Raw genomic sequence first — 17,174 nt, 5'->3', positions numbered from 1 at the left:
CGGGGCTGCACGAATGACTACTTCTTTACTTCTTCTTCTTTTTCGGGGCCAGCACTTTTTGCACCGTAGCGGCCACGTTCTCGGGCGTGAAGCCGAAGAGCTTGAACAGCACGGGAGCCGGTGCGGATTCGCCGTAGGTGTCCAGGCCGACCACGGCGGCACAGCCGTACTTCCACCAGCCGTCGGTCACGCCCATTTCAACCGCGATGCGCGGCACGCCTGCGGGCAGCACTTCGGATTTGTAGGCTTCGGTCTGGCGGTCGAACACGCTGGTGCTGGGCATGGAGACCACGCGCACGGCGATTTTTTGGGTGGCCAGCAAGGCCTGGGCGGCCAGGGCCAGTTGCACTTCGGAGCCGGTGGCGATGATGACGGCCTGGGCCTTTTTCTTCAGGCCGACGGCGCTGGGCTCGGACAGCACGTAGGCACCGCGGCTGATCTCGCCCAGGTCGGCCTTGGCGGCGTAGGCGATGTTCTGGCGGCTCAGCAGCAAGGCGCTGGGGCGGCTCTTGCTTTCCAGGGCCACGGCCCAGGCCACGGCGGTTTCGGCGGTATCGCCCGGACGCCACACGTCCAGGTTGGGGATCAAACGCAGGCTGGCGGCGTGCTCGACCGACTGGTGGGTCGGGCCGTCTTCGCCCAGGCCGATGGAGTCGTGGGTGAACACGTGCACCACGCGCAGCTTCATCAGCGCGGCCATGCGGATAGCATTGCGGCTGTAGTCGCTGAAGGTCAGGAAGGTGCCGCCGTAAGGAATGAAACCACCGTGCAGGGCCACGCCGTTCATGATGGCGGCCATGCCGAATTCGCGCACGCCGTAATTGATGTGGCGGCCACCGTTGCCCACACCGGTGATGGTGTCGAAGCGCAGGTTGGGCGTGCTCTTGGTGTTGGTCAGGTTGGAGCCGGTCAGGTCGGCCGAGCCACCCAGCATTTCGGGCAGGGCGGCGGTGAAGGATTCGAGTGCCAGCTGCGAGGCTTTGCGCGAGGCCACCGTTTCACCCTTGGTGTGGGCGGCGATCACGGTGTCCACAGCGGTCTGGGCAAAGTTCTTGGGCAGCTCGCCCTTCATGCGGCGCAGCAGCTCTTTGGCTTCTGCGGGGAAGGCCTTTTTGTAGGCGGCGAACTGGTCGTTCCAGGCGGCTTCGCGCGCGGCTCCGGCGGCCTTGGCATCCCAGGCGGCAGCGATGTCTTTGGGGATGGTGAACGGCGCGTAGGGCCAGTTCAGGGCTTCGCGGGTCAGCTTGATTTCTTCGGCACCCAGAGGTTCGCCGTGGGCCTTGGAGGTGTTGGCGCGGTTCGGGCTGCCTTTGCCGATGTGGGTCTTGCAGATGATGAGCGTGGGCTTTTCGGCCTGGGCCTTAGCGTGGGTGATGGCTTCCGACACGGCAGCCGCATCGTGGCCGTCGATCGGGCCGATCACGTTCCAGCCGTACGCCACAAAGCGCAGGGCGCTGTTGTCGATGAACCAGGGGGCGACCTGGCCGTCGATGGAGATACCGTTGTCATCGTACAGGGCGACCAGCTTGTTCAGCTTCCAGGCACCGGCCAGGGCCGCGGCTTCGTGGCTGATGCCTTCCATCAGGCAACCGTCGCCCATGAAGGCGTAGGTGTGGTGGTCGACGATGGCATGGCCTTCGCGGTTGAACTCTTGGGCCAGCAACTTCTCGGCCAGCGCAAAGCCCACGGCATTGGTGATGCCCTGGCCCAGTGGGCCGGTGGTCGTCTCAACGCCGGGGGTGATGCCGTACTCGGGGTGGCCCGCGGTCTTGCTGTGCAGCTGGCGAAAGTTCTTCAGCTCGGCCATGGGCAGCTTGTAGCCGGTGAGGTGCAGCAGCGCGTATAGCAGCATGGAGCCGTGGCCGTTGGACAGGATAAAGCGGTCGCGGTTCATCCAGTTGGGGTTCTTGGGGTTGTGCTGCAGGTGCTGGTCCCACAAAGCCACGGCCATGTCGGCCATGCCCATGGGCGCACCGGGGTGGCCCGAGTTGGCGGCTTGCACCGCGTCCATGGCGAGCGCGCGGATGGCGTTGGCCATGGCCGCCGACGGTTTGCCCGTGGCCTGCGCGGGTGCTGCGACGTCGGGAGTGGTTGCGCTCAAGAGGGTATCGGCCATCGGGGGTTGCTCCAGTGGAAATGCAGGGTGAGGATTCTTGTGAGTCCGGTATTTTACGGGGCGGCCATTGGGCGCTGTGTACCGGCCCGGTAACACGGGTTGCACGGCATCACAATGGATGCTTACCTCCGTAAACCCGCCCGCCCCGAACCGCCATGCCACTCGCCAAAATCGAAGTCCGCCGCAGCCGCCCCGCCGCCGAAGTCACCGCGCTGATGGAGGCCGTCTACCTGGCCCTGCGCGATGCCCTGCAGGTGCCCGAAGACGACCGCCAGATCCGCTACATCGAGCACCGCCCCGAGCACTTCTGGGTAGCTCCCGGCAAGACCGAGAACTACACCCTGGTGGATATTTTGATGTTCCCCGGCCGCAGCCTGGATACCAAACGCGCGCTGTACCAGGCCCTGGCGCAGCGCCTGGGTGCCCTGGGCATCGCGCCCACCGACCTGATGGTGGTACTGACCGAGCCGCCCAAAGAGAGCTGGGGCATACGCGGCGTGCCTGCGTCGGAGCTGTAACTGCAGTTTTAAGCCTTTTAGGCCTCTAGCGCTTATTCCATAAGCGTAAGCAGCTATTTTTTACATAGCAAACAGCAGCAACCACCCCACCGCCGCCCCGGCCACCAGAAACGGCAGGGACCAGATGTGGAAGCTGACCCAGGCTTTTTTATCTGGTGCCATGCGCAGGGCGATCAGGTTGGCGAGGGAGCCGACCATCAGGCCGAAGCCGCCGATGTTGACGGCGTAGGCCAGCACCTTCCAGTCTTTGGAGAACTCGGCCAGCGCAATCGCTGCGGGTACGTTGCTGACGATCTGCGAGCTGGCGATGCCGGCCCAGAACAGGTGCAGCGGCTGCGCCAGCCCGCAGCCCGCCAGCGCGTGCTGCACGGCATCCAGCCCGGCCAGCAGGCGCAGGTCGATGAACATCAGCACAAACACCAGCAACAGGCCCCAGTCGATCTGCGCCAGCACCCTCCAGTGCAGGGCCCCCAGGCACAGCAGCACGGCCACTAGGGCCCAGGGCGCGTAGTGCAGGTCGGTCAGCACCAGAAACACCGGGTACAGCAGCAGCGACGCGCCCAGCAGCCGCCGGTTCAGCGGGTGATGCGTCTCGGGGTCGGTGGCCTGCAGGGCGCGGTCGGAGAAGGCCAGGGCCGTCACCGCCAGCAGCAACAGCATCAGCACCGCCACCAGCGGCAGCATGTGCCACACAAAGCCGCCAAACGAGCTGCCCGAGAGTTGCCACAAAAACAGGTTTTGCGGATTACCAATGGGCGTGAGGGCCGAGCCCGCATTCACCGCCAAGGCTTCGAATACCACCAGCCGGGTGGTCGGCAGCGGGGTGATGCGGCAGATCCCTAGGGTGAGCGGCACGATGACGAACAGCGCCACGTCGTTGGTCAGCACCGTGGACAGCACGGCGGCGGCGCTGACCAGGCACAGTGCGGCGGCGCGTTCGCTGGTCATGTAGCCCACCAGCCAGTGGCCCAGGCGGTGCAGTGCGCCGCTGGCCTCCACGCCCTGGGTCAGGGCCAGCAGGCCGGTGAGGGCGGCGATGGTGGGCCAGTCCACCAGGCCGGGGTAGGCGGACAGCGGGGTGCGGGTGGCGAGGGTGAGTGCTACCAGGCCCAGCAACAGGATGTGCAGAAACCGGTCTTTGCGCAGCGACTCAAACACGGGGTGCTTGCTTGATTTTGTGGACCAGCGCGGTGGTGGAATAGCCGTCCAGAAACGGAATCGCCCGCGCCGTGCCGCCGTAGGCCTGCACCACCGCCGTCTCGGCCAGTCTTTGCATGTTGTAGTCGCCGCCCTTGACCAGAATGTCGGGGCGCAGCTCGGCGATCAGCTCCAGCGGTGTGTTTTCATCAAACCAGGTGACCAGGCTCACCGACTCCAGCGCCGCCATCAGCACGGCACGGTCGGCCTCGTTGTTGAGCGGGCGGTCCGGGCCTTTGCCCAGGCGGCGGGCCGAAGCATCGCTGTTCAGTGCCACGACCAGGCTGCCGCCCAGCGACCGGGCCTGGGCCAGGTAGGTGGCGTGGCCGCGGTGCAGGATGTCGAACACCCCGTTGGTAAACACCCAGGGGCGGGGCAGGTGGGCCAGCCGGGCGGGTGCGTCGGCGCGGCTGCAGATTTTGTCCAGGAATGCGGGGGCGGCTAAGGTGTCGGTCATAGGCAAATGCTAGCAGTCCTCAAGAAGGCAGTTGCTTTGCCGATGTTTAAATGGATACTCTCAGACCCATGAACCTCATCGCCGTCAACACTTCTACCCTGCGCCTCGGGCAGCCGCTGCCGTTTGCCTTGCGCAACGAGCAGGGCGTGCTGCTGGCGCACAAGGGTTACATCATTACCGACCGCGACGAGATCACCTACTGGACCTCGCGCGGCATGACTCTGTGTGTGGACGTGGATGCTGCCGACAACCACCGCGCCTACGTCGGCAAGCTGTACGACATGGTGCGCACCGAGACCCCCCTGGGCGACATTGCCGAAATGCAGCTGGAGGTCTCGGACCTGGCCAAGGGATCCGCCACCGAACCCACCCGCATTCCCGACTGGACCGCGCTGCAAATCCGCGCCAACGGCCTGCTGCGCGACCCGCAAGGCGACCAATTTCTGCCCCGGCTGGAAAAGCTCTACACCGAGCTGCACGGCCTGGTGGAAAACCACCCCGATGCCACACTGTGCGCGCTGATGCATTTGTCGGCCACCGAAGTACAGATGTACAGCGCCACCCATTCCATGCTGGTCTACGTGGTGTGCAGCCTGGCCGCGCGCGAGGTGCTGAACTGGCCGTCCGACCAGGATGCCACGCTGGGCAAGGCGGCGCTGACCATGAACATCGCCATGACGGCGCTGCAAGACGAGCTCACCATGCAGAACCAGGCCCTGACGGCCAAGCAGATCGAACAGGTGGAACAGCACGCGCAGCGCGCATTCAGCATGCTGGTGGCCATGGGCGTGGACAACGAAGACTGGCTGTTGGCGGTGCGCCACCACCACGACCGCGCGCCCGGCCCGCTGGAGAGCAAGACCGTGGCCATGCGCCTGGCCCGGCTGTTGCAGCGGGCGGATACCTTCATCGCCCGGCTGTCCCCGCGCGTGGGCCGCCTGTCGATGCCGCCGAACGCGGCCATGCAGGCCTGTTATTTCGACGAAAAGCAGCATGTGGACCAGGCCGGCGCGGCCCTGATCAAGGCCGTGGGCGTGTACTCACCAGGGGTGTATGTGCGGCTGGCGAACGGCGAGGTGGCGGTGGTGATACGCCGCAGCGCCAACACCACGGCACCGCGCGTGGCGGTGATCCTCAACCGCGACGGCATGCCCATGGGCGAGATGGTCGTGCGCGAAACCAATATGCCCACCACCAAGATCATCGCCCACGTACCCCACCGCGAGGTGAAGGTACAGGTGCAGCTGGAAAAGCTGCTGGCGCTGATTTAGTACACCCCCAGGCTACAGCGCAAGCGCTTTTCGCCAACCCCCTTGCAGGGGGCAACACCAGCAGCCTGGCAAAGCCAGTTCTGCGGTGTTTCTGGAAGGGGCGTTCTGGCAGATCAGGTGGCTGCGGGCAGCGCCGCCGGTTCCACTTCCGCTGCCAGCTCCTTGCTGACTTCCTTGCGGTAGCGGTTCAGCTCCTGCACGGTCTTGAAGCTGCGGTCCATCAGCAGGCTCAGGTTGTGCAGGATGCGATCGACCACCTTGCCCTCCCACACCGCGTCGAACTTGATCTGCGTGTCCAGCCAGTGCTCCAGCCAGGCCGGGTCGGGCAGGCGGCTCTGGATGGTGTCGCGCGGGAACAGGCTTTCGTTCACATGCAGGTTGGTGGGGTGCAGCGCCTGGGCGGTGCGGCGGGCACTGGCCATCAGCACGCCGACCTTGGTGAAGGCGCTGCGGGCCTCGTTACCCGCGGTGGCGATGGCGCGCTTCATGTAGCGCAGGTAGGCTCCGCCGTGGCGGGCTTCGTCCTGGCTGAGCTTGGTGTAGATGTTCTTGATCACCGGCTCCGAGTGCCATTCGCTGGCGCGGCGGTACCAGTGGTTCAGGCGGATTTCGCCGCAAAAGTGCAGCATCAGCGTCTCCAGCGCCGGGGCCGGGTCGAACTCGAAGCGCACGTCGTGCAGCTCTTCTTCGGTGGGCACCAGGTCGGGGCGGAAGCGGCGCAGGTACTCCATCAGCACCAGCGAATGCTTTTGCTCTTCAAAAAACCAGATCGACATGAAGGCAGAAAAGTCGCTGTCGTCCTGGTTGTCGCGCAAGAACATCTCGGTGGCGGGCAGGGCCGCCCACTCGGTGATGGCATTCATCTTGATGGTCTGCGCCTGTTCGTCGGTCAGCAGGGCCGGATCGAACGTGTCCCATGGAACGTCTTTTTCCATGTTCCAACGCACGGCTTCGAGTTGTCTAAAGAGTTCGGGGTAGAGCATGGAAGTCCTTCATAAGGGCTTTCATTTTAGGCTGTCAACACCGCACTTTATGTCAGATGCATGGCAGTGGGGCTGTAGGCCACTTAAAATAAAACTTGTTGGTCACAAAGTGACTGATTGGTATATTATCGCTACATGCGCTTCCATTCCACCCCACGCTTCACATTCCTTTACCTTCGTCTTGCGGCGCGGGTGGGGAACTTCGGGCGCGCAGGTCTTGTCTGTACCGACATAGCGACTGATAGGGCGCACACGTTTTTCTGGCAGCGAAGCCGTCCGCACTCTGTGTGTCGGATAGCAACCCCGGGGCGGTTCTCCTCCTCCCTCACTCCCTCGTTCGCCTTGGGGTGCTTCGCCGCCACTTTCATTCCGCTGCCATGCCAACCCGCATGAAGCTGGCCATCGTCGGCTCCGGCATCTCCGGACTGGCCGTGGCGCACAGCCTGCAGGCCCGGGCCCAGACCACGCTGTTCGAGGCGGGCAGCTACTTTGGCGGCCATACCCATACGGTAGACATCACCTTGCCCACGCCTTACGGCTTGGTCACCCATGGTGTGGACACCGGCTTTCTGGTCTTCAACGAGCGCACCTACCCGCAGCTGATCGCCCTGCTGGCCGAGTTGGACGTGGCTACATCGAAGACCGACATGTCGTTCTCGGCCCAGATTCCCGCGAATGTGCCAGGTGGGCGCTACGTGGAATGGAGCGGCAGCACCCTGGCCAGCGTGTTCGCCCAAAAGCGCAACCTGTGGAGCCCGCGCTTCTGGGGCATGCTGCGCGACCTGCTGCGCTTCAACCAGATCACCACCCAGCTTGCGCTGGACAACAACGATGCCGCCCTGGCCCAGCCGCTAGGTGAATTTCTGGACCAGCACCGCTTCGGCACTGCCTTCCGCGACTGGTACTTTCTGCCCATGATGGGCTGCATCTGGAGCTGCCCCACGGCGCAGATGCTGCTGTTCCCGGTGGCGACCATGGTGCGTTTTTGCCACAACCACGGCTTGCTGCAGGTCTTGAACCGCCCCCAGTGGTGGACGGTGACCGGCGGCGCGCGGCACTACGTGGACAAGATCACCGCCAAGATAGTGGACAAGCGCCTGAACAGCCCCGTGCAGCGCATCGAGCGCCGCGAGGACGGCGTGTTCATCACCAGCCTGCAGCACGGCCTGGCCCGCACCGAGCGTTTCGACAAAGTAGTGCTGGCCACCCATTCCGACCAGGCCCTGGCCCTGCTGGCCGCGCCCACTGAGGCCGAGCAAGCCACGCTGGGTGCCATCCACTACCACGCCAACCGCGCCGTGCTGCACACCGATGCCTCGGTGCTGCCGCGCAACCCCAAGGCCTGGGCCGCGTGGAACTATGAACGCGCCCCAGCCACCGCCACCGAATCGGCCCGTGTGTGTTTGCACTACTGGCTCAACAAGCTGCAGCCCCTGCCTTGGGAACAGCCGGTCGTCGTGTCCCTGAACCCCACGCGCGACATCGCCCACCCCCAGGTGCTGGGCACGTTCGACTACGCCCACCCGGTGCTCGACCTGGCCGCCATCGCCGCACAACAGCGCATGCCCGCGCTGCAAGGCCAGCAGAACACGTATTTTTGCGGCGCGTGGATGGGTTATGGCTTCCATGAAGACGGGCTGAAAGCCGGGTTGGCGGTTGCAGATTTGCTCAAGGCCGGAGCATGAACCAGGCACTGATCGGCTTCGGCCAGGTCCGCCATACCCGCTTGCGCCCGGTACGGCATGCGTTTGCCTACCCCACCTACTTTTTGATGCTGCCCATGCGCTCACTGAGCAGCAGCGCCCTGGCCATCAACCGCCGCGCCCCTTTGAGCTTTTATGACTGCGACCACGGCGACGGCCAGGGCAGCGCATTAGCCTGGATGGAGGCCTTGCTGCAACGCGAAGGCATCACCGACGCCGATGGCGAAATCTGGCTGCACTGTTACCCGCGCGTCTTTGGCCACACCTTCAAACCTGTGAGCTTCTGGTACTGCCACCGCGCAGACGGCAGCCTGCGGGCCATCGTGGTCGAGGTCAACAACACCTTTGGCGAGCGCCACTGCTACGTGCTGGACCAACCCCAGAACCGGTCGTTTTGGGGCGTGGAGCTGACAGCAGCCAAGGTGTTCCACGTGTCGCCGTTCTGCCCGGTGGAGGGCGGCTACCGCTTCCGCTTCATGCGATCCGGCGATCGCACCGTGGCCCGCGTGGACTATGACGACGCGCAAGGCGCGCTCATCGAGACCAGCGTCAGCGGCACCCTGCAGCCCATCACCCCCGCCAGCATCCGCCTAGCCCTCTGGCGCTACCCCGCCATGACGCTGGGCGTGGTGGCGCGCATCCACTGGCAGGCGTTTCGCCTGTGGCGCAAACGCGTGCGATTTTTCAGCAAACCCCTGCCGCCCAAAGATTTTGTGACGAGATGAACGCAATGAACTCCACCACCACGGCCCCCGGTTTTGTAGTGCCCAGTGATGCCCCGGCTGCGGCCCGCACCGCCCTGAAGCTGCTGCAGCGCCTGCGCCACGGCAGCATCACCATGCAGTTGCCCGACGGCAGCATGCAGGTGTTTGGCAACCACCAGCAACACGGCGATGCGCCTACGGCGGCCATGACGCTGAAGAACTGGAACGTCTGCGCGGCGGCCCTCAAATCCGGCGACATCGGCGTGGCCGAAACCTATATCGACGGCGACTGGACCACGCCCAACCTGACCGATCTGCTCACCGTCTTCATCTGCAACCGCCAAGAAATCGAAGACGTGGTCTACGGCAACTGGGTGGGCCGCCTGTGGTACCGCATCAAGCACTTGCTCAACCGCAACACCAAGGCCAACAGCCAGAAAAACATCCACGCCCACTACGACCTGGGCAACGCCTTCTATAGCCTGTGGCTGGACGACAGCATGAACTACTCGTCCGCCTGGTTCGAGGGCGACCTGGACAAGCCGCTGCGCGAGGCGCAAAACGCCAAGGTCCGCCGCGCCCTGGCCATGGCCCAGGTGCAGCCCGGCGACCGGGTGCTGGAGATCGGCTGCGGCTGGGGCGCGCTGGCCGAGATGGGCACCACCGAATTCAACGCCCACGTGACCGGCGTAACCCTGAGCACCGAGCAACTCGCCTTTGCCCACCAGCGCGTGCAACGCCTGGGTGTGGACAGCCGCGCCGACCTGCGCCTGCAGGACTACCGTGACATCACGGACGCACCGTTCGACGCGATCTGCTCGGTAGAAATGGTCGAAGCCGTGGGCCGCGAATACTGGCCCACCTATTTCCAGACCGTGGCCCGCCTGCTCAAGCCCGGGGGCCGCGCCTGCATCCAGAGCATCGTCATCGACGACAGCCTGTTCGAGCGCTACATCAGCAGCACCGACTTCATCCAGCAGTACATCTTTCCCGGTGGCTGCCTGCCCTGCCCGCGGGAGTTCCGGCGCGAAGCGGCGGCGGCCGGGCTGGAGGTGGTGGACGAATTCGCCTTCGGCCCCGACTACGCCGAAACCCTGCGCCGCTGGCGCGACCAGTTTCTGGCCGCCCGCACCCAGGTACTGCAACTCGGTTTTGACGAAAGGTTCATGCGCTTATGGGAGTTCTACCTGGCCTACTGCGAAGCCGCCTTCGACAAGGGCAATATCAACCTCGTACAGTACACGCTATTAAAAAAATAGCTGCTTGCGCCCTTGTCATAAGCGCTAGCGCCCTGTTCGGCTTAAATGCCTGGGCTGCCGACATCCCCACCGACGTGGCCGCTGCAGTGCCGCAGGCCCGCCTGGTGGGCAGCACCCGGCTCAAGGTCTGGGGCTTTGACATCTACGACGCGCAGCTCTGGGCCGCTCCCGGCTTCCAGGCCGCGCGCTACGACGACACCGCCCTGGCGCTGGAGCTAACTTACCTGCGCGACTTCAGCCGCGCCGACATTGCCCGCCGCTCGCTGGACGAGATGCGCCGCAGCGCGCCCATCCCCGACGCGCAGGCCCAAGCCTGGCAGCAAAAGCTGGAGGCGGCCTTTCCCGACGTGAAAAAGAACGACCGCATCCTGGGCATCTACCTGCCGCAAACCCGCACCGCCCGCTTTTTGACCAACGGCCAGCCCACTGGCGAGGTCAGCGATGGCGACTTTGCGCGCCTGTTCTTCGGCATCTGGCTCTCGCCCCAAACCTCCGAGCCTGCGATGCGCAAGGCGCTGCTGGCAGGCAACCCATGACCTCTGTCGCGGCCTTCAGCCCCCGCAACGGCTTTGTGTACGGCCTGATGGGCCTGCCCCTGGCCTTTGTGGCGCTGCCGCTGTATGTCGTGCTGCCCAACCACTACGCCACCACGCTGGGCGTGCCGCTGACCGTACTGGGGCAGATCTTGCTGGGTGCGCGCCTGTTCGACGGCCTCATCGACCCCCTGCTGGGCCGCTGGGGCGATGCACTGTTTGCCCGCTCCAGCCGCGCCGTGCTGGGCGTGGCGGCGGTGGCGGCGGTGGTCATGGCGCTGGGCTTCTGGGGCCTGTTCTTTCCCGCCACCCAAGACCACGTGCTGCTGTGGGCCACGGCCCTGCTGGTCATCACCTACACCGCCTACAGCACCCTGGGCGTGCTGCACCAGGCCTGGGCCGGGCTGCTGGGCGGCACCGAGGCCCAGCGCAGCCGCATCGTCGCCTGGCGCGAAGGCCTGGGGCTGGTGGGCGTGGTAACGGCCAGCGTGGCCCCGGTGCTGTTGGGCTTGCCCACCACGGTGGTGTTGCTGGCGCTTTCTTTGGCTTTGGGCTGGCTGGCCTGGACCCGTGCCATCGCGCCCGCCCCGCAAACCCCGTCCAAAACCCGCGCTGCCCTGTGGCTGCCACTGCACAACCCCGCGTTCCGCCGCCTGCTGGGTGTGTTCATGCTCAACGGCATTGCCAGCGCCGTGCCCGCCACCCTGGTGCTGTTCTTTGTGCAAGACCGGTTGCAGGCTCCGCAGGCGCAGCAGCCGCTGTTTTTGGCCACCTACTTTGTGTGTGCCGCACTGTCGATTCCGCTGTGGCTGCGGCTGGTGCCCCGGCTGGGGCTGGCGCGCACCTGGGGCGTGGGCATGGGCGTGGCGGTGGTGGCGTTTGTGGGGGCTTCCCTGCTGGGTGCGGGCGACAGCACTGCGTTTCTCATCGTCTGCGCCGCCTCCGGCATCGCCCTGGGCACCGACCTGGCCCTGCCCAGCGCGCTGCTGGCGGGCATCGTACAAAAACAAGGCGGGGCGGGCCTGTACTTCGGCTGGTGGAACTTTGCCACCAAGCTCAACCTGGCCCTGGCTGCCGGGCTGGCCCTGCCGCTGCTGGCCCATTTTGGCTACACCCCCGGCGCGCAGGATGCCGCCGCGCTCAACGCCCTCACGGCCACCTACTGCCTGCTGCCCTGCGCCCTGAAGCTGGCGGCGGCGGCAGCGCTGTATTTGCTCATCATCCGACCCAAGGACTCCCCATGAAACGCCGTCTTCTTCTATTGGCCACCAGCGCTGCCCTGGCCGGTTGCGCGGGCCCCCAGGTGGCCGACTACGCAGGCCAAACGCCCAAGTTGGACCTGCGCACCTACTTCAATGGCACGCTGGACGCGTACGGCGTATTCACCGACCGATCCGGCAAGGTGGTCAAGCGCTTCACCGTGCTGATGGTCTGCAGCTGGACCGGCGACGACGGTGTGCTCGACGAGTCGTTTACCTACTCGGATGGCACCACGCAAAAGCGCGTCTGGCGCCTGCACCGCGAGGCCGATGGACGGTACACGGGCCGTGCCGACGATGTGGTGGGCGAGGCCGTGGGGGCGGAAAGCGGCAACGCGTTTAACTGGCGCTACACCCTGGCTTTGCCGGTGGACGGCTCGGTCTACAACGTGCAGTTTGACGACTGGATGTACCTCATGACCGACAAGGTGATGCTCAACAAAGCCACCATGAGCAAGCTCGGCATCAAGCTGGGCGAGGTCACGCTCTCGTTCACAAAGCGATGACTCACCCCCAGGCTGCAGTGCTGCGCATCTTTCGCCAACCCCCTTGCAGGGGGCAACACCAGCAGCCTGGCAAAGCCAGTTCTGCGGTGTTTCTGGTGGGCGTGTGTTCTTGCTTTTACGCGCGAGCCAATGCTTTGAAAGACTTAAACCAAATTGGCATCTTGCGCTTATCCCATCAGCGCAAGCAGCTACTAAAAATAGAGCATTCTCCATGGCACTGAATCCCCTCCTCACAGACTGGCGCGGCAAAACCGTGTGGCTGATCGGCGCGTCCAGCGGCATTGGCCGCGCCACCGCCGGGCTGCTGCATGGCCAGGGCGCGCAGGTGGTGGTGTCGGCCCGCCAGGCCGCCGCGCTCGATGCCTTTGTGGCCGAACACCCCGGCGCACAGGCCCTGCCACTGGACGCTGCCGACCCGGCCGCCGTGCGCGCCGCGGCAGACTCCCTGGACCGCATCGACGCAGTGGTCTACTGCGCGGGCTACTACCGGCCTCAGCGCGCTACCGCCTACAGCCTGGCCGAGATGCAGCAGCACCTGCAGGTCAACTACGTGGGAGCGCTGCACATGCTGGATGCCGTGCTGCCCACCCTGCTGCGCCAGGGCCAGGGCCACATCAGCCTGGTGGCCAGCGTGGCCGGGTACAGCGGCCTGCCGCAAAGCCTGGCCTACGGCCCCACCAAGGCCGCGCTGATCAACCTGGCCGAAACCCTGTACCTGGACCTGCATGACAGCGGCATCGGCGTGAGCCTGATCTGCCCCGGCTTTGTGCAAACCCCGCTCACCGCGCAAAACGAGTTCCAGATGCCCGCCCTCATCACCCCCGACCAGGCCGCGCACGCCATACTGCGCGGCTGGGCCCGGGGCGAGTTCGAAATCCATTTCCCCAAGCGCTTCACCCGCTGGATGAAGACCCTGCGCCTGCTGCCGTACCGCGCCTACTTCCCCGCCATTCGCCGGATGACCGGGCTATGAACCCATCCATCGACGGCATCGTCGAGTTTTTCGAGACGCTGACCCCGCAGTCCATCGCCCGCTGCGGCGACTTTTACGCACCTGATGCCCGCTTCAAAGACCCGTTCAAGGACGTGCAAGGTGTGCCCGCCATCCAGGCCATCTACGCCCACATGTTCACCGCGCTGGAAGCCCCGCGCTTCACAGTGGTAGAGCGCATCGCCAGCGGCCACCAGTGCTTTCTGGCCTGGGATTTCCACTTCCGCTTCAAGAACTTCGCCACCGGCACCGACCAGACCATCCACGGTGGCAGCCATCTGCAACTGGATGATGCGGGCCGCATCACCCTGCACCGCGACTACTGGGACGCGGCGGAAGAGCTGTACGAAAAGCTGCCGGTGGTAGGTGGCCTGATGCGCTGGCTAAAGCAACGCGCCAATAGCTGACCCCGCTAAGATGGGCGCGTGCTTTCCACCCCGCCCACCCCGTGAAAATCTTCCAGCGCGAGCAACGTTCCCTGTTCGGTGAAATCCTGGACTGGATGCTCACGCCCCTGCTGCTGCTCTGGCCGGTCAGCCTGGCGCTGACCTGGCTGGTGGCCCAGGGCATTGCGGGCAAGCCGTTTGACCGGGCTCTGGAATACAACGTACAGGCGCTGTCGCAGTTGCTGGTGGTGTCGCAGCCGCACCAGGCGCAGTTCAACCTGCCCCTGCCCGCCCGCGAATTCATGCGCGCCGACGACTCCGACCAGGTCTACTACCAGGTGCTGGGCGGCCACGGCGAGTACCTCAGCGGCGAGCACGACTTCCCCACCCCACCCACCGAAGAAACCCCCGCCGAAGGCGCGGTACACCTGCGCGACGACGAAATGCGCGGCCTGGACGTGCGCGTGGCCTACCTGTGGGTGGCGCTGGACCTGCCCGGCAACCCGCTGGCCCTGGTGCAGGTGGCCGAGACGCGCGAAAAGCGCTCGGTGCTGGCGGCCGAAATTATCAAGGGCGTGATGCTGCCGCAGTTCGTCATCCTGCCGCTGGCCGTGCTGCTGGTCTGGCTGGCGCTGGCGCGCGGCATCCAGCCCCTGAAGCGTCTGGAAGACCGCATCCGCGCCCGCACCTCCGACGACCTGAGCCCGCTGGATGAAAAAGCCGTGCCGCTAGAAGTCGCACCGCTGGTCTCGTCGGTCAACGACCTGCTGAACCGCCTCAAGGACTCCATCGCCACCCAAAAGCGCTTCCTGGCCGACGCCGCCCACCAGCTCAAAACCCCTCTGGCGGGCCTGCGCATGCAGGCCGACCTGGCCCAGCGCGAAGGCACCAACACGGCCGAACTCAAGCGCTCGCTACAGCAGATCGGCCGCTCCAGCGTGCGCGCCACCCACACCGTCAACCAGCTGCTGGCCCTGGCCCGGGCCGAAAACGGCAGCGTCAGCCTGAGCCTGCAGCTCTGCGATCTGGCCCGCCTGACCATGGAGGTGGTGCGCGACTCCGTGCCCCACGCGCTGGAAAAGCGCATCGACCTGGGTTTTGAGGGTGCCGAGCCCGGCAGCCCCGGCGTGCAGCTCAACGGCAACCCCACGCTCATCAAGGAACTGGTGCGCAACCTGGTGGACAACGCCATCAACTACACCCCCTCGGGCGGCATCATCACCGCCCGCGTGCTGGCCGACCCCGGCACCCCCATCGGCCCCATCAGCGCCATAGGCCGCGCCACCGCCAGCGTGCTGCTGCAGGTCGAAGACACCGGCCCCGGCATCCCCGAGACCGAGCGCGAACTGGTGTTCCAGCCCTTTTACCGCGCCCTGGGCACCGAGGCCGACGGCTCCGGCCTGGGCCTGTCCATCGTCCAGGAAATCGCCCGCCAGCACAGCGCCGAAGTCACCCTGGAAGATGCACACCCCGGTGTTACGCCACCGGGCATGCGGGTGGCAGTGCGGTTTGCACAGGCGGGGCCTGCGCTGGGGTCTGAGGACGCGTGATTTTCAATCAGCCAGGTTTTCATTTTCAATTGGTCGGATTTTGGACAAGAGAAGAATAGGCCGTTTGTGCCCATCCTATAGGCGCAAACAGCTATCTAAACCATAGCAATCAGAGAAAATATACTGCTGGTTCCACGGACATCCATCGCGGTAGTTCAGGCACCAACTCCACCCGGCAGCATCGGCGGTGCCGGGTGCAGTCGGGCCATGGCCAGGGCATCCACGTAGCGTCCCTGGCGCAGGGCGTAGGCGCGGTGCGTGCCCTCCAGCACAAAACCGTGGCGCTGGTACAGGCGCTGGGCGGCGGCGTTGTCGGCGTAGACGGTGAGCTCCAGGCGCAGCAGGTGCAGCCAGTGGTCGGCCAGGTCGATGGCGGCTTTCAACAGGGCCGTGCCCACACCTTGGCCTTGCAGGTCATCGCGCACCGCCATGCCCAGGCCGGCCACGTGGGCGCGGCGCGGGTGGGGTACCGGGTGCAGGCCCAGGTGGCCCACTACCTCGCCCGCCACCACGGCGACCAGTATGCGGTCGTGTGCGGGCATGCCCGCGAGCCGCTGCCGCCACACTTCGCGCGACTGCAGCGGGATTTGCAGGGTGCCCGCCGCGGCCAGCGGCTGCGTGTAGATGTGGGCGATGGCGGTGTAGTCGTCCGGTTCGGCGTGGCGGATGGTGGTCTGCATGGGGTGTACGGCGGGTGGAGGCCAACCCATGTTATCGGTCCCGAGTGCGCCTGCAGTACTCAGGGATGCATACACGCCATATCCACCACCCGCCGCATGGTGGTTTTGGGGGCGACCGCGTTCCAGCTCATGGGGCCGTGCTCGGAATACACCATCTTGCCTTGGCCCATGGGCTCGGGGTGCTCGGAGCCATAGATGCGGCGCACGCGGCGGGCGGCGCAGTCGACTTCGATCTGGTCCTTGGACGAGGCATACGGCCCGCCCGCGCCCACCTGGGGCGTGGTGTGGTCGCGCAGCACCCAGACCATCACGTTCGCGCCCACCCTGGGGGAGACTTTCGAGTCGATGTAGAAGACCGAGGTTTCGCTGGTGGCGACGCGCACCCAGTCGGCCAGCGCAGGGGTGCAGGCCAGGGCGCACAGCAGGGACAGCAGCAGGGGTTTTTTCATGGAGCGATTGTGGCCAGTCTGCGGCTCTGGATGTTGCGCCAGGTCAATCTGCTAGCCCGTAGCCGTCCAGCGGCAGCTGCCGTCGTCGCCTACGCCGATGGCGGGGTTCTCTACAAACGCGGTGCCCGGGCCGCTGCGCTTGGGGGTGTAGACGAAGCGCTGGATGCGTGCGCCCTGGGTTTCCACCTCATAGCTGCCCACGGCCAGGCCGCCGATGATTTCCAGCCATACGGTGGTGAAGGCCATGGGCCTGCCGGGCGCGGTGTCCACATGCGACTCGCGCATGCGCACCAGGCTGATGGGGCGGCTGTGGCTGCCGTAGCGCACGAAGCCGCCGGTCCAGCCGCTGGTGTCGTCGCCCACGGTGCTGAACTGCAGCTGGACGGGCTTTTTGCCGCCCTCGGCCACCAGGCAGCGGGTGGTGAACGCTCCGGCATGGGTGGCCGGGGCCAGCGCGGCCAGTACCGCGGTCAACAGCAAAAATCGCATGGTCCCCAATCCCCAGAGTGGCACAGCGGCCACTATACCGGCTCTGAAAATTTATAAGAAATAGGCCTCCAGCGCTTATTTAATAAGCGCGAGCAGCTCTTAAAACAAGAGCAAAACCGCTTT

At 65.4% G+C, this 17,174-nt stretch carries 18 protein-coding genes; 11 read left to right on the top strand and 7 right to left on the bottom strand.

Going from position 1 to position 17,174, the window contains the following annotated elements; translation table 11 throughout:
- Nucleotides 1-25 precede the first annotated feature (25 nt).
- A complete protein-coding gene (gene tkt, locus AC097O_RS11805; RefSeq protein ID WP_479593188.1) occupies nt 26-2,038 on the bottom strand; it encodes a transketolase in 2,013 nt (670 codons plus the stop codon).
- 233 nt (nt 2,039-2,271) lie between these two features.
- On the opposite strand from tkt, the gene AC097O_RS11800 reads away from it, so the two are divergent.
- The gene (locus AC097O_RS11800; protein WP_479592964.1) at nt 2,272-2,634 is read left to right on the top strand and encodes a tautomerase family protein; all 363 of its coding nucleotides are present in this window, start codon (nt 2,272-2,274) and stop codon (nt 2,632-2,634) included.
- A gap of 60 nt (nt 2,635-2,694) precedes the next feature.
- Here AC097O_RS11800 and AC097O_RS11795 read toward each other — a convergent pair whose 3' ends face one another.
- Nucleotides 2,695-3,792, bottom strand: a complete 1,098-nt coding sequence (locus AC097O_RS11795; RefSeq protein WP_479592963.1) for an SLC13 family permease — start codon at nt 3,790-3,792, stop codon at nt 2,695-2,697.
- Nucleotides 3,785-4,288, bottom strand: a complete 504-nt coding sequence (rfaE2, locus tag AC097O_RS11790; protein WP_479592962.1) for a D-glycero-beta-D-manno-heptose 1-phosphate adenylyltransferase — start codon at nt 4,286-4,288, stop codon at nt 3,785-3,787. The genes AC097O_RS11795 and rfaE2 overlap by 8 nt, the downstream gene beginning before the upstream one ends.
- 68 nt (nt 4,289-4,356) lie before the next feature.
- On the opposite strand from rfaE2, the gene AC097O_RS11785 reads away from it, so the two are divergent.
- Nucleotides 4,357-5,559 carry an HD-GYP domain-containing protein gene (locus tag AC097O_RS11785; protein ID WP_479592961.1) on the top strand — a complete coding sequence of 401 codons (1,203 nt, stop codon included), beginning with the start codon at nt 4,357-4,359 and terminating at the stop codon, nt 5,557-5,559.
- A 113-nt stretch (nt 5,560-5,672) separates the two neighbouring features.
- Here AC097O_RS11785 and AC097O_RS11780 read toward each other — a convergent pair whose 3' ends face one another.
- Nucleotides 5,673-6,542: a ferritin family protein gene (locus AC097O_RS11780; RefSeq protein ID WP_479592960.1), complete on the bottom strand. Its 870-nt coding sequence runs from the start codon at nt 6,540-6,542 to the stop codon at nt 5,673-5,675.
- Between the two features lie 389 nt (nt 6,543-6,931).
- Between AC097O_RS11780 and AC097O_RS11775 the strand changes: the two genes are divergently transcribed.
- The 9 genes from AC097O_RS11775 to AC097O_RS11735 all read left to right on the top strand — a co-directional run bounded on the left by AC097O_RS11775 (nt 6,932) and on the right by AC097O_RS11735 (nt 15,433).
- Nucleotides 6,932-8,227 (top strand): NAD(P)/FAD-dependent oxidoreductase, encoded by a 1,296-nt coding sequence (locus AC097O_RS11775; RefSeq protein WP_479593187.1) that lies wholly within the window; start codon nt 6,932-6,934, stop codon nt 8,225-8,227.
- The gene (locus AC097O_RS11770; protein WP_479592959.1) at nt 8,224-8,970 is read left to right on the top strand and encodes a DUF1365 domain-containing protein; all 747 of its coding nucleotides are present in this window, start codon (nt 8,224-8,226) and stop codon (nt 8,968-8,970) included. Before AC097O_RS11775 ends, AC097O_RS11770 begins: the two co-directional genes overlap by 4 nt.
- 5 nt (nt 8,971-8,975) lie before the next feature.
- Nucleotides 8,976-10,208 carry a class I SAM-dependent methyltransferase gene (locus AC097O_RS11765; RefSeq protein WP_479592958.1) on the top strand — a complete coding sequence of 411 codons (1,233 nt, stop codon included), beginning with the start codon at nt 8,976-8,978 and terminating at the stop codon, nt 10,206-10,208.
- 74 nt (nt 10,209-10,282) lie between these two features.
- Nucleotides 10,283-10,744 carry a chalcone isomerase family protein gene (locus AC097O_RS11760; protein ID WP_479592957.1) on the top strand — a complete coding sequence of 154 codons (462 nt, stop codon included), beginning with the start codon at nt 10,283-10,285 and terminating at the stop codon, nt 10,742-10,744.
- Nucleotides 10,741-11,985, top strand: coding sequence for an MFS transporter (locus tag AC097O_RS11755; RefSeq protein ID WP_479592956.1), 1,245 nt, complete (start codon nt 10,741-10,743; stop codon nt 11,983-11,985). Before AC097O_RS11760 ends, AC097O_RS11755 begins: the two co-directional genes overlap by 4 nt.
- Nucleotides 11,982-12,506 carry a DUF3833 domain-containing protein gene (locus tag AC097O_RS11750; RefSeq protein WP_479592955.1) on the top strand — a complete coding sequence of 175 codons (525 nt, stop codon included), beginning with the start codon at nt 11,982-11,984 and terminating at the stop codon, nt 12,504-12,506. Before AC097O_RS11755 ends, AC097O_RS11750 begins: the two co-directional genes overlap by 4 nt.
- A 211-nt stretch (nt 12,507-12,717) precedes the next feature.
- Nucleotides 12,718-13,479, top strand: a complete 762-nt coding sequence (locus AC097O_RS11745; protein ID WP_479592954.1) for an SDR family NAD(P)-dependent oxidoreductase — start codon at nt 12,718-12,720, stop codon at nt 13,477-13,479.
- A complete protein-coding gene (locus AC097O_RS11740) occupies nt 13,476-13,904 on the top strand; it encodes a nuclear transport factor 2 family protein (RefSeq protein ID WP_479592953.1) in 429 nt (142 codons plus the stop codon). The genes AC097O_RS11745 and AC097O_RS11740 overlap by 4 nt, the downstream gene beginning before the upstream one ends.
- Before the next feature lie 41 nt (nt 13,905-13,945).
- Nucleotides 13,946-15,433 (top strand): sensor histidine kinase N-terminal domain-containing protein, encoded by a 1,488-nt coding sequence (locus AC097O_RS11735; protein ID WP_479592952.1) that lies wholly within the window; start codon nt 13,946-13,948, stop codon nt 15,431-15,433.
- Between the two features lie 155 nt (nt 15,434-15,588).
- Here the strand turns inward: AC097O_RS11735 and AC097O_RS11730 are convergent, their stop codons facing one another.
- The 3 genes from AC097O_RS11730 to AC097O_RS11720 are packed head-to-tail and all read right to left on the bottom strand — an operon-like array spanning nt 15,589 to nt 17,051.
- The gene (locus AC097O_RS11730) at nt 15,589-16,113 is read right to left on the bottom strand and encodes a GNAT family N-acetyltransferase (protein WP_479592951.1); all 525 of its coding nucleotides are present in this window, start codon (nt 16,111-16,113) and stop codon (nt 15,589-15,591) included.
- A 59-nt stretch (nt 16,114-16,172) separates the two neighbouring features.
- A complete protein-coding gene (locus AC097O_RS11725; protein ID WP_479592950.1) occupies nt 16,173-16,562 on the bottom strand; it encodes a surface-adhesin E family protein in 390 nt (129 codons plus the stop codon).
- A 51-nt stretch (nt 16,563-16,613) separates the two neighbouring features.
- Nucleotides 16,614-17,051, bottom strand: a complete 438-nt coding sequence (locus AC097O_RS11720) for a hypothetical protein (protein ID WP_479592949.1) — start codon at nt 17,049-17,051, stop codon at nt 16,614-16,616.
- Nucleotides 17,052-17,174 lie beyond the last annotated feature (123 nt).

The sequence above is a fragment of the Rhodoferax sp. LS1P39 genome, from assembly GCF_056521425.1.
This window is presented reverse-complemented; position numbering and strand designations above follow the sequence as displayed.

Bases quoted from the DNA above. Each gene is read 5' to 3' on its own strand.
- AC097O_RS11730 (WP_479592951.1), bottom strand. From the start codon at position 16,113: ATGCAGACCACCATCCGCCACGCCGAACCGGACGACTACACCGCCATC.
- AC097O_RS11740 (WP_479592953.1), top strand. From the start codon at position 13,476: ATGAACCCATCCATCGACGGCATCGTCGAGTTTTTCGAGACGCTGACC.
- AC097O_RS11750 (WP_479592955.1), top strand. From the start codon at position 11,982: ATGAAACGCCGTCTTCTTCTATTGGCCACCAGCGCTGCCCTGGCCGGT.
- tkt (WP_479593188.1), bottom strand. From the start codon at position 2,038: ATGGCCAACGCCATCCGCGCGCTCGCCATGGACGCGGTGCAAGCCGCC.
- AC097O_RS11720 (WP_479592949.1), bottom strand. From the start codon at position 17,051: ATGCGATTTTTGCTGTTGACCGCGGTACTGGCCGCGCTGGCCCCGGCC.
- AC097O_RS11785 (WP_479592961.1), top strand. From the start codon at position 4,357: ATGAACCTCATCGCCGTCAACACTTCTACCCTGCGCCTCGGGCAGCCG.
- AC097O_RS11775 (WP_479593187.1), top strand. From the start codon at position 6,932: ATGAAGCTGGCCATCGTCGGCTCCGGCATCTCCGGACTGGCCGTGGCG.
- AC097O_RS11745 (WP_479592954.1), top strand. From the start codon at position 12,718: ATGGCACTGAATCCCCTCCTCACAGACTGGCGCGGCAAAACCGTGTGG.
- rfaE2 (WP_479592962.1), bottom strand. From the start codon at position 4,288: ATGACCGACACCTTAGCCGCCCCCGCATTCCTGGACAAAATCTGCAGC.
- AC097O_RS11800 (WP_479592964.1), top strand. From the start codon at position 2,272: ATGCCACTCGCCAAAATCGAAGTCCGCCGCAGCCGCCCCGCCGCCGAA.
- AC097O_RS11765 (WP_479592958.1), top strand. From the start codon at position 8,976: ATGAACTCCACCACCACGGCCCCCGGTTTTGTAGTGCCCAGTGATGCC.
- AC097O_RS11780 (WP_479592960.1), bottom strand. From the start codon at position 6,542: ATGCTCTACCCCGAACTCTTTAGACAACTCGAAGCCGTGCGTTGGAAC.
- AC097O_RS11725 (WP_479592950.1), bottom strand. From the start codon at position 16,562: ATGAAAAAACCCCTGCTGCTGTCCCTGCTGTGCGCCCTGGCCTGCACC.
- AC097O_RS11770 (WP_479592959.1), top strand. From the start codon at position 8,224: ATGAACCAGGCACTGATCGGCTTCGGCCAGGTCCGCCATACCCGCTTG.
- AC097O_RS11755 (WP_479592956.1), top strand. From the start codon at position 10,741: ATGACCTCTGTCGCGGCCTTCAGCCCCCGCAACGGCTTTGTGTACGGC.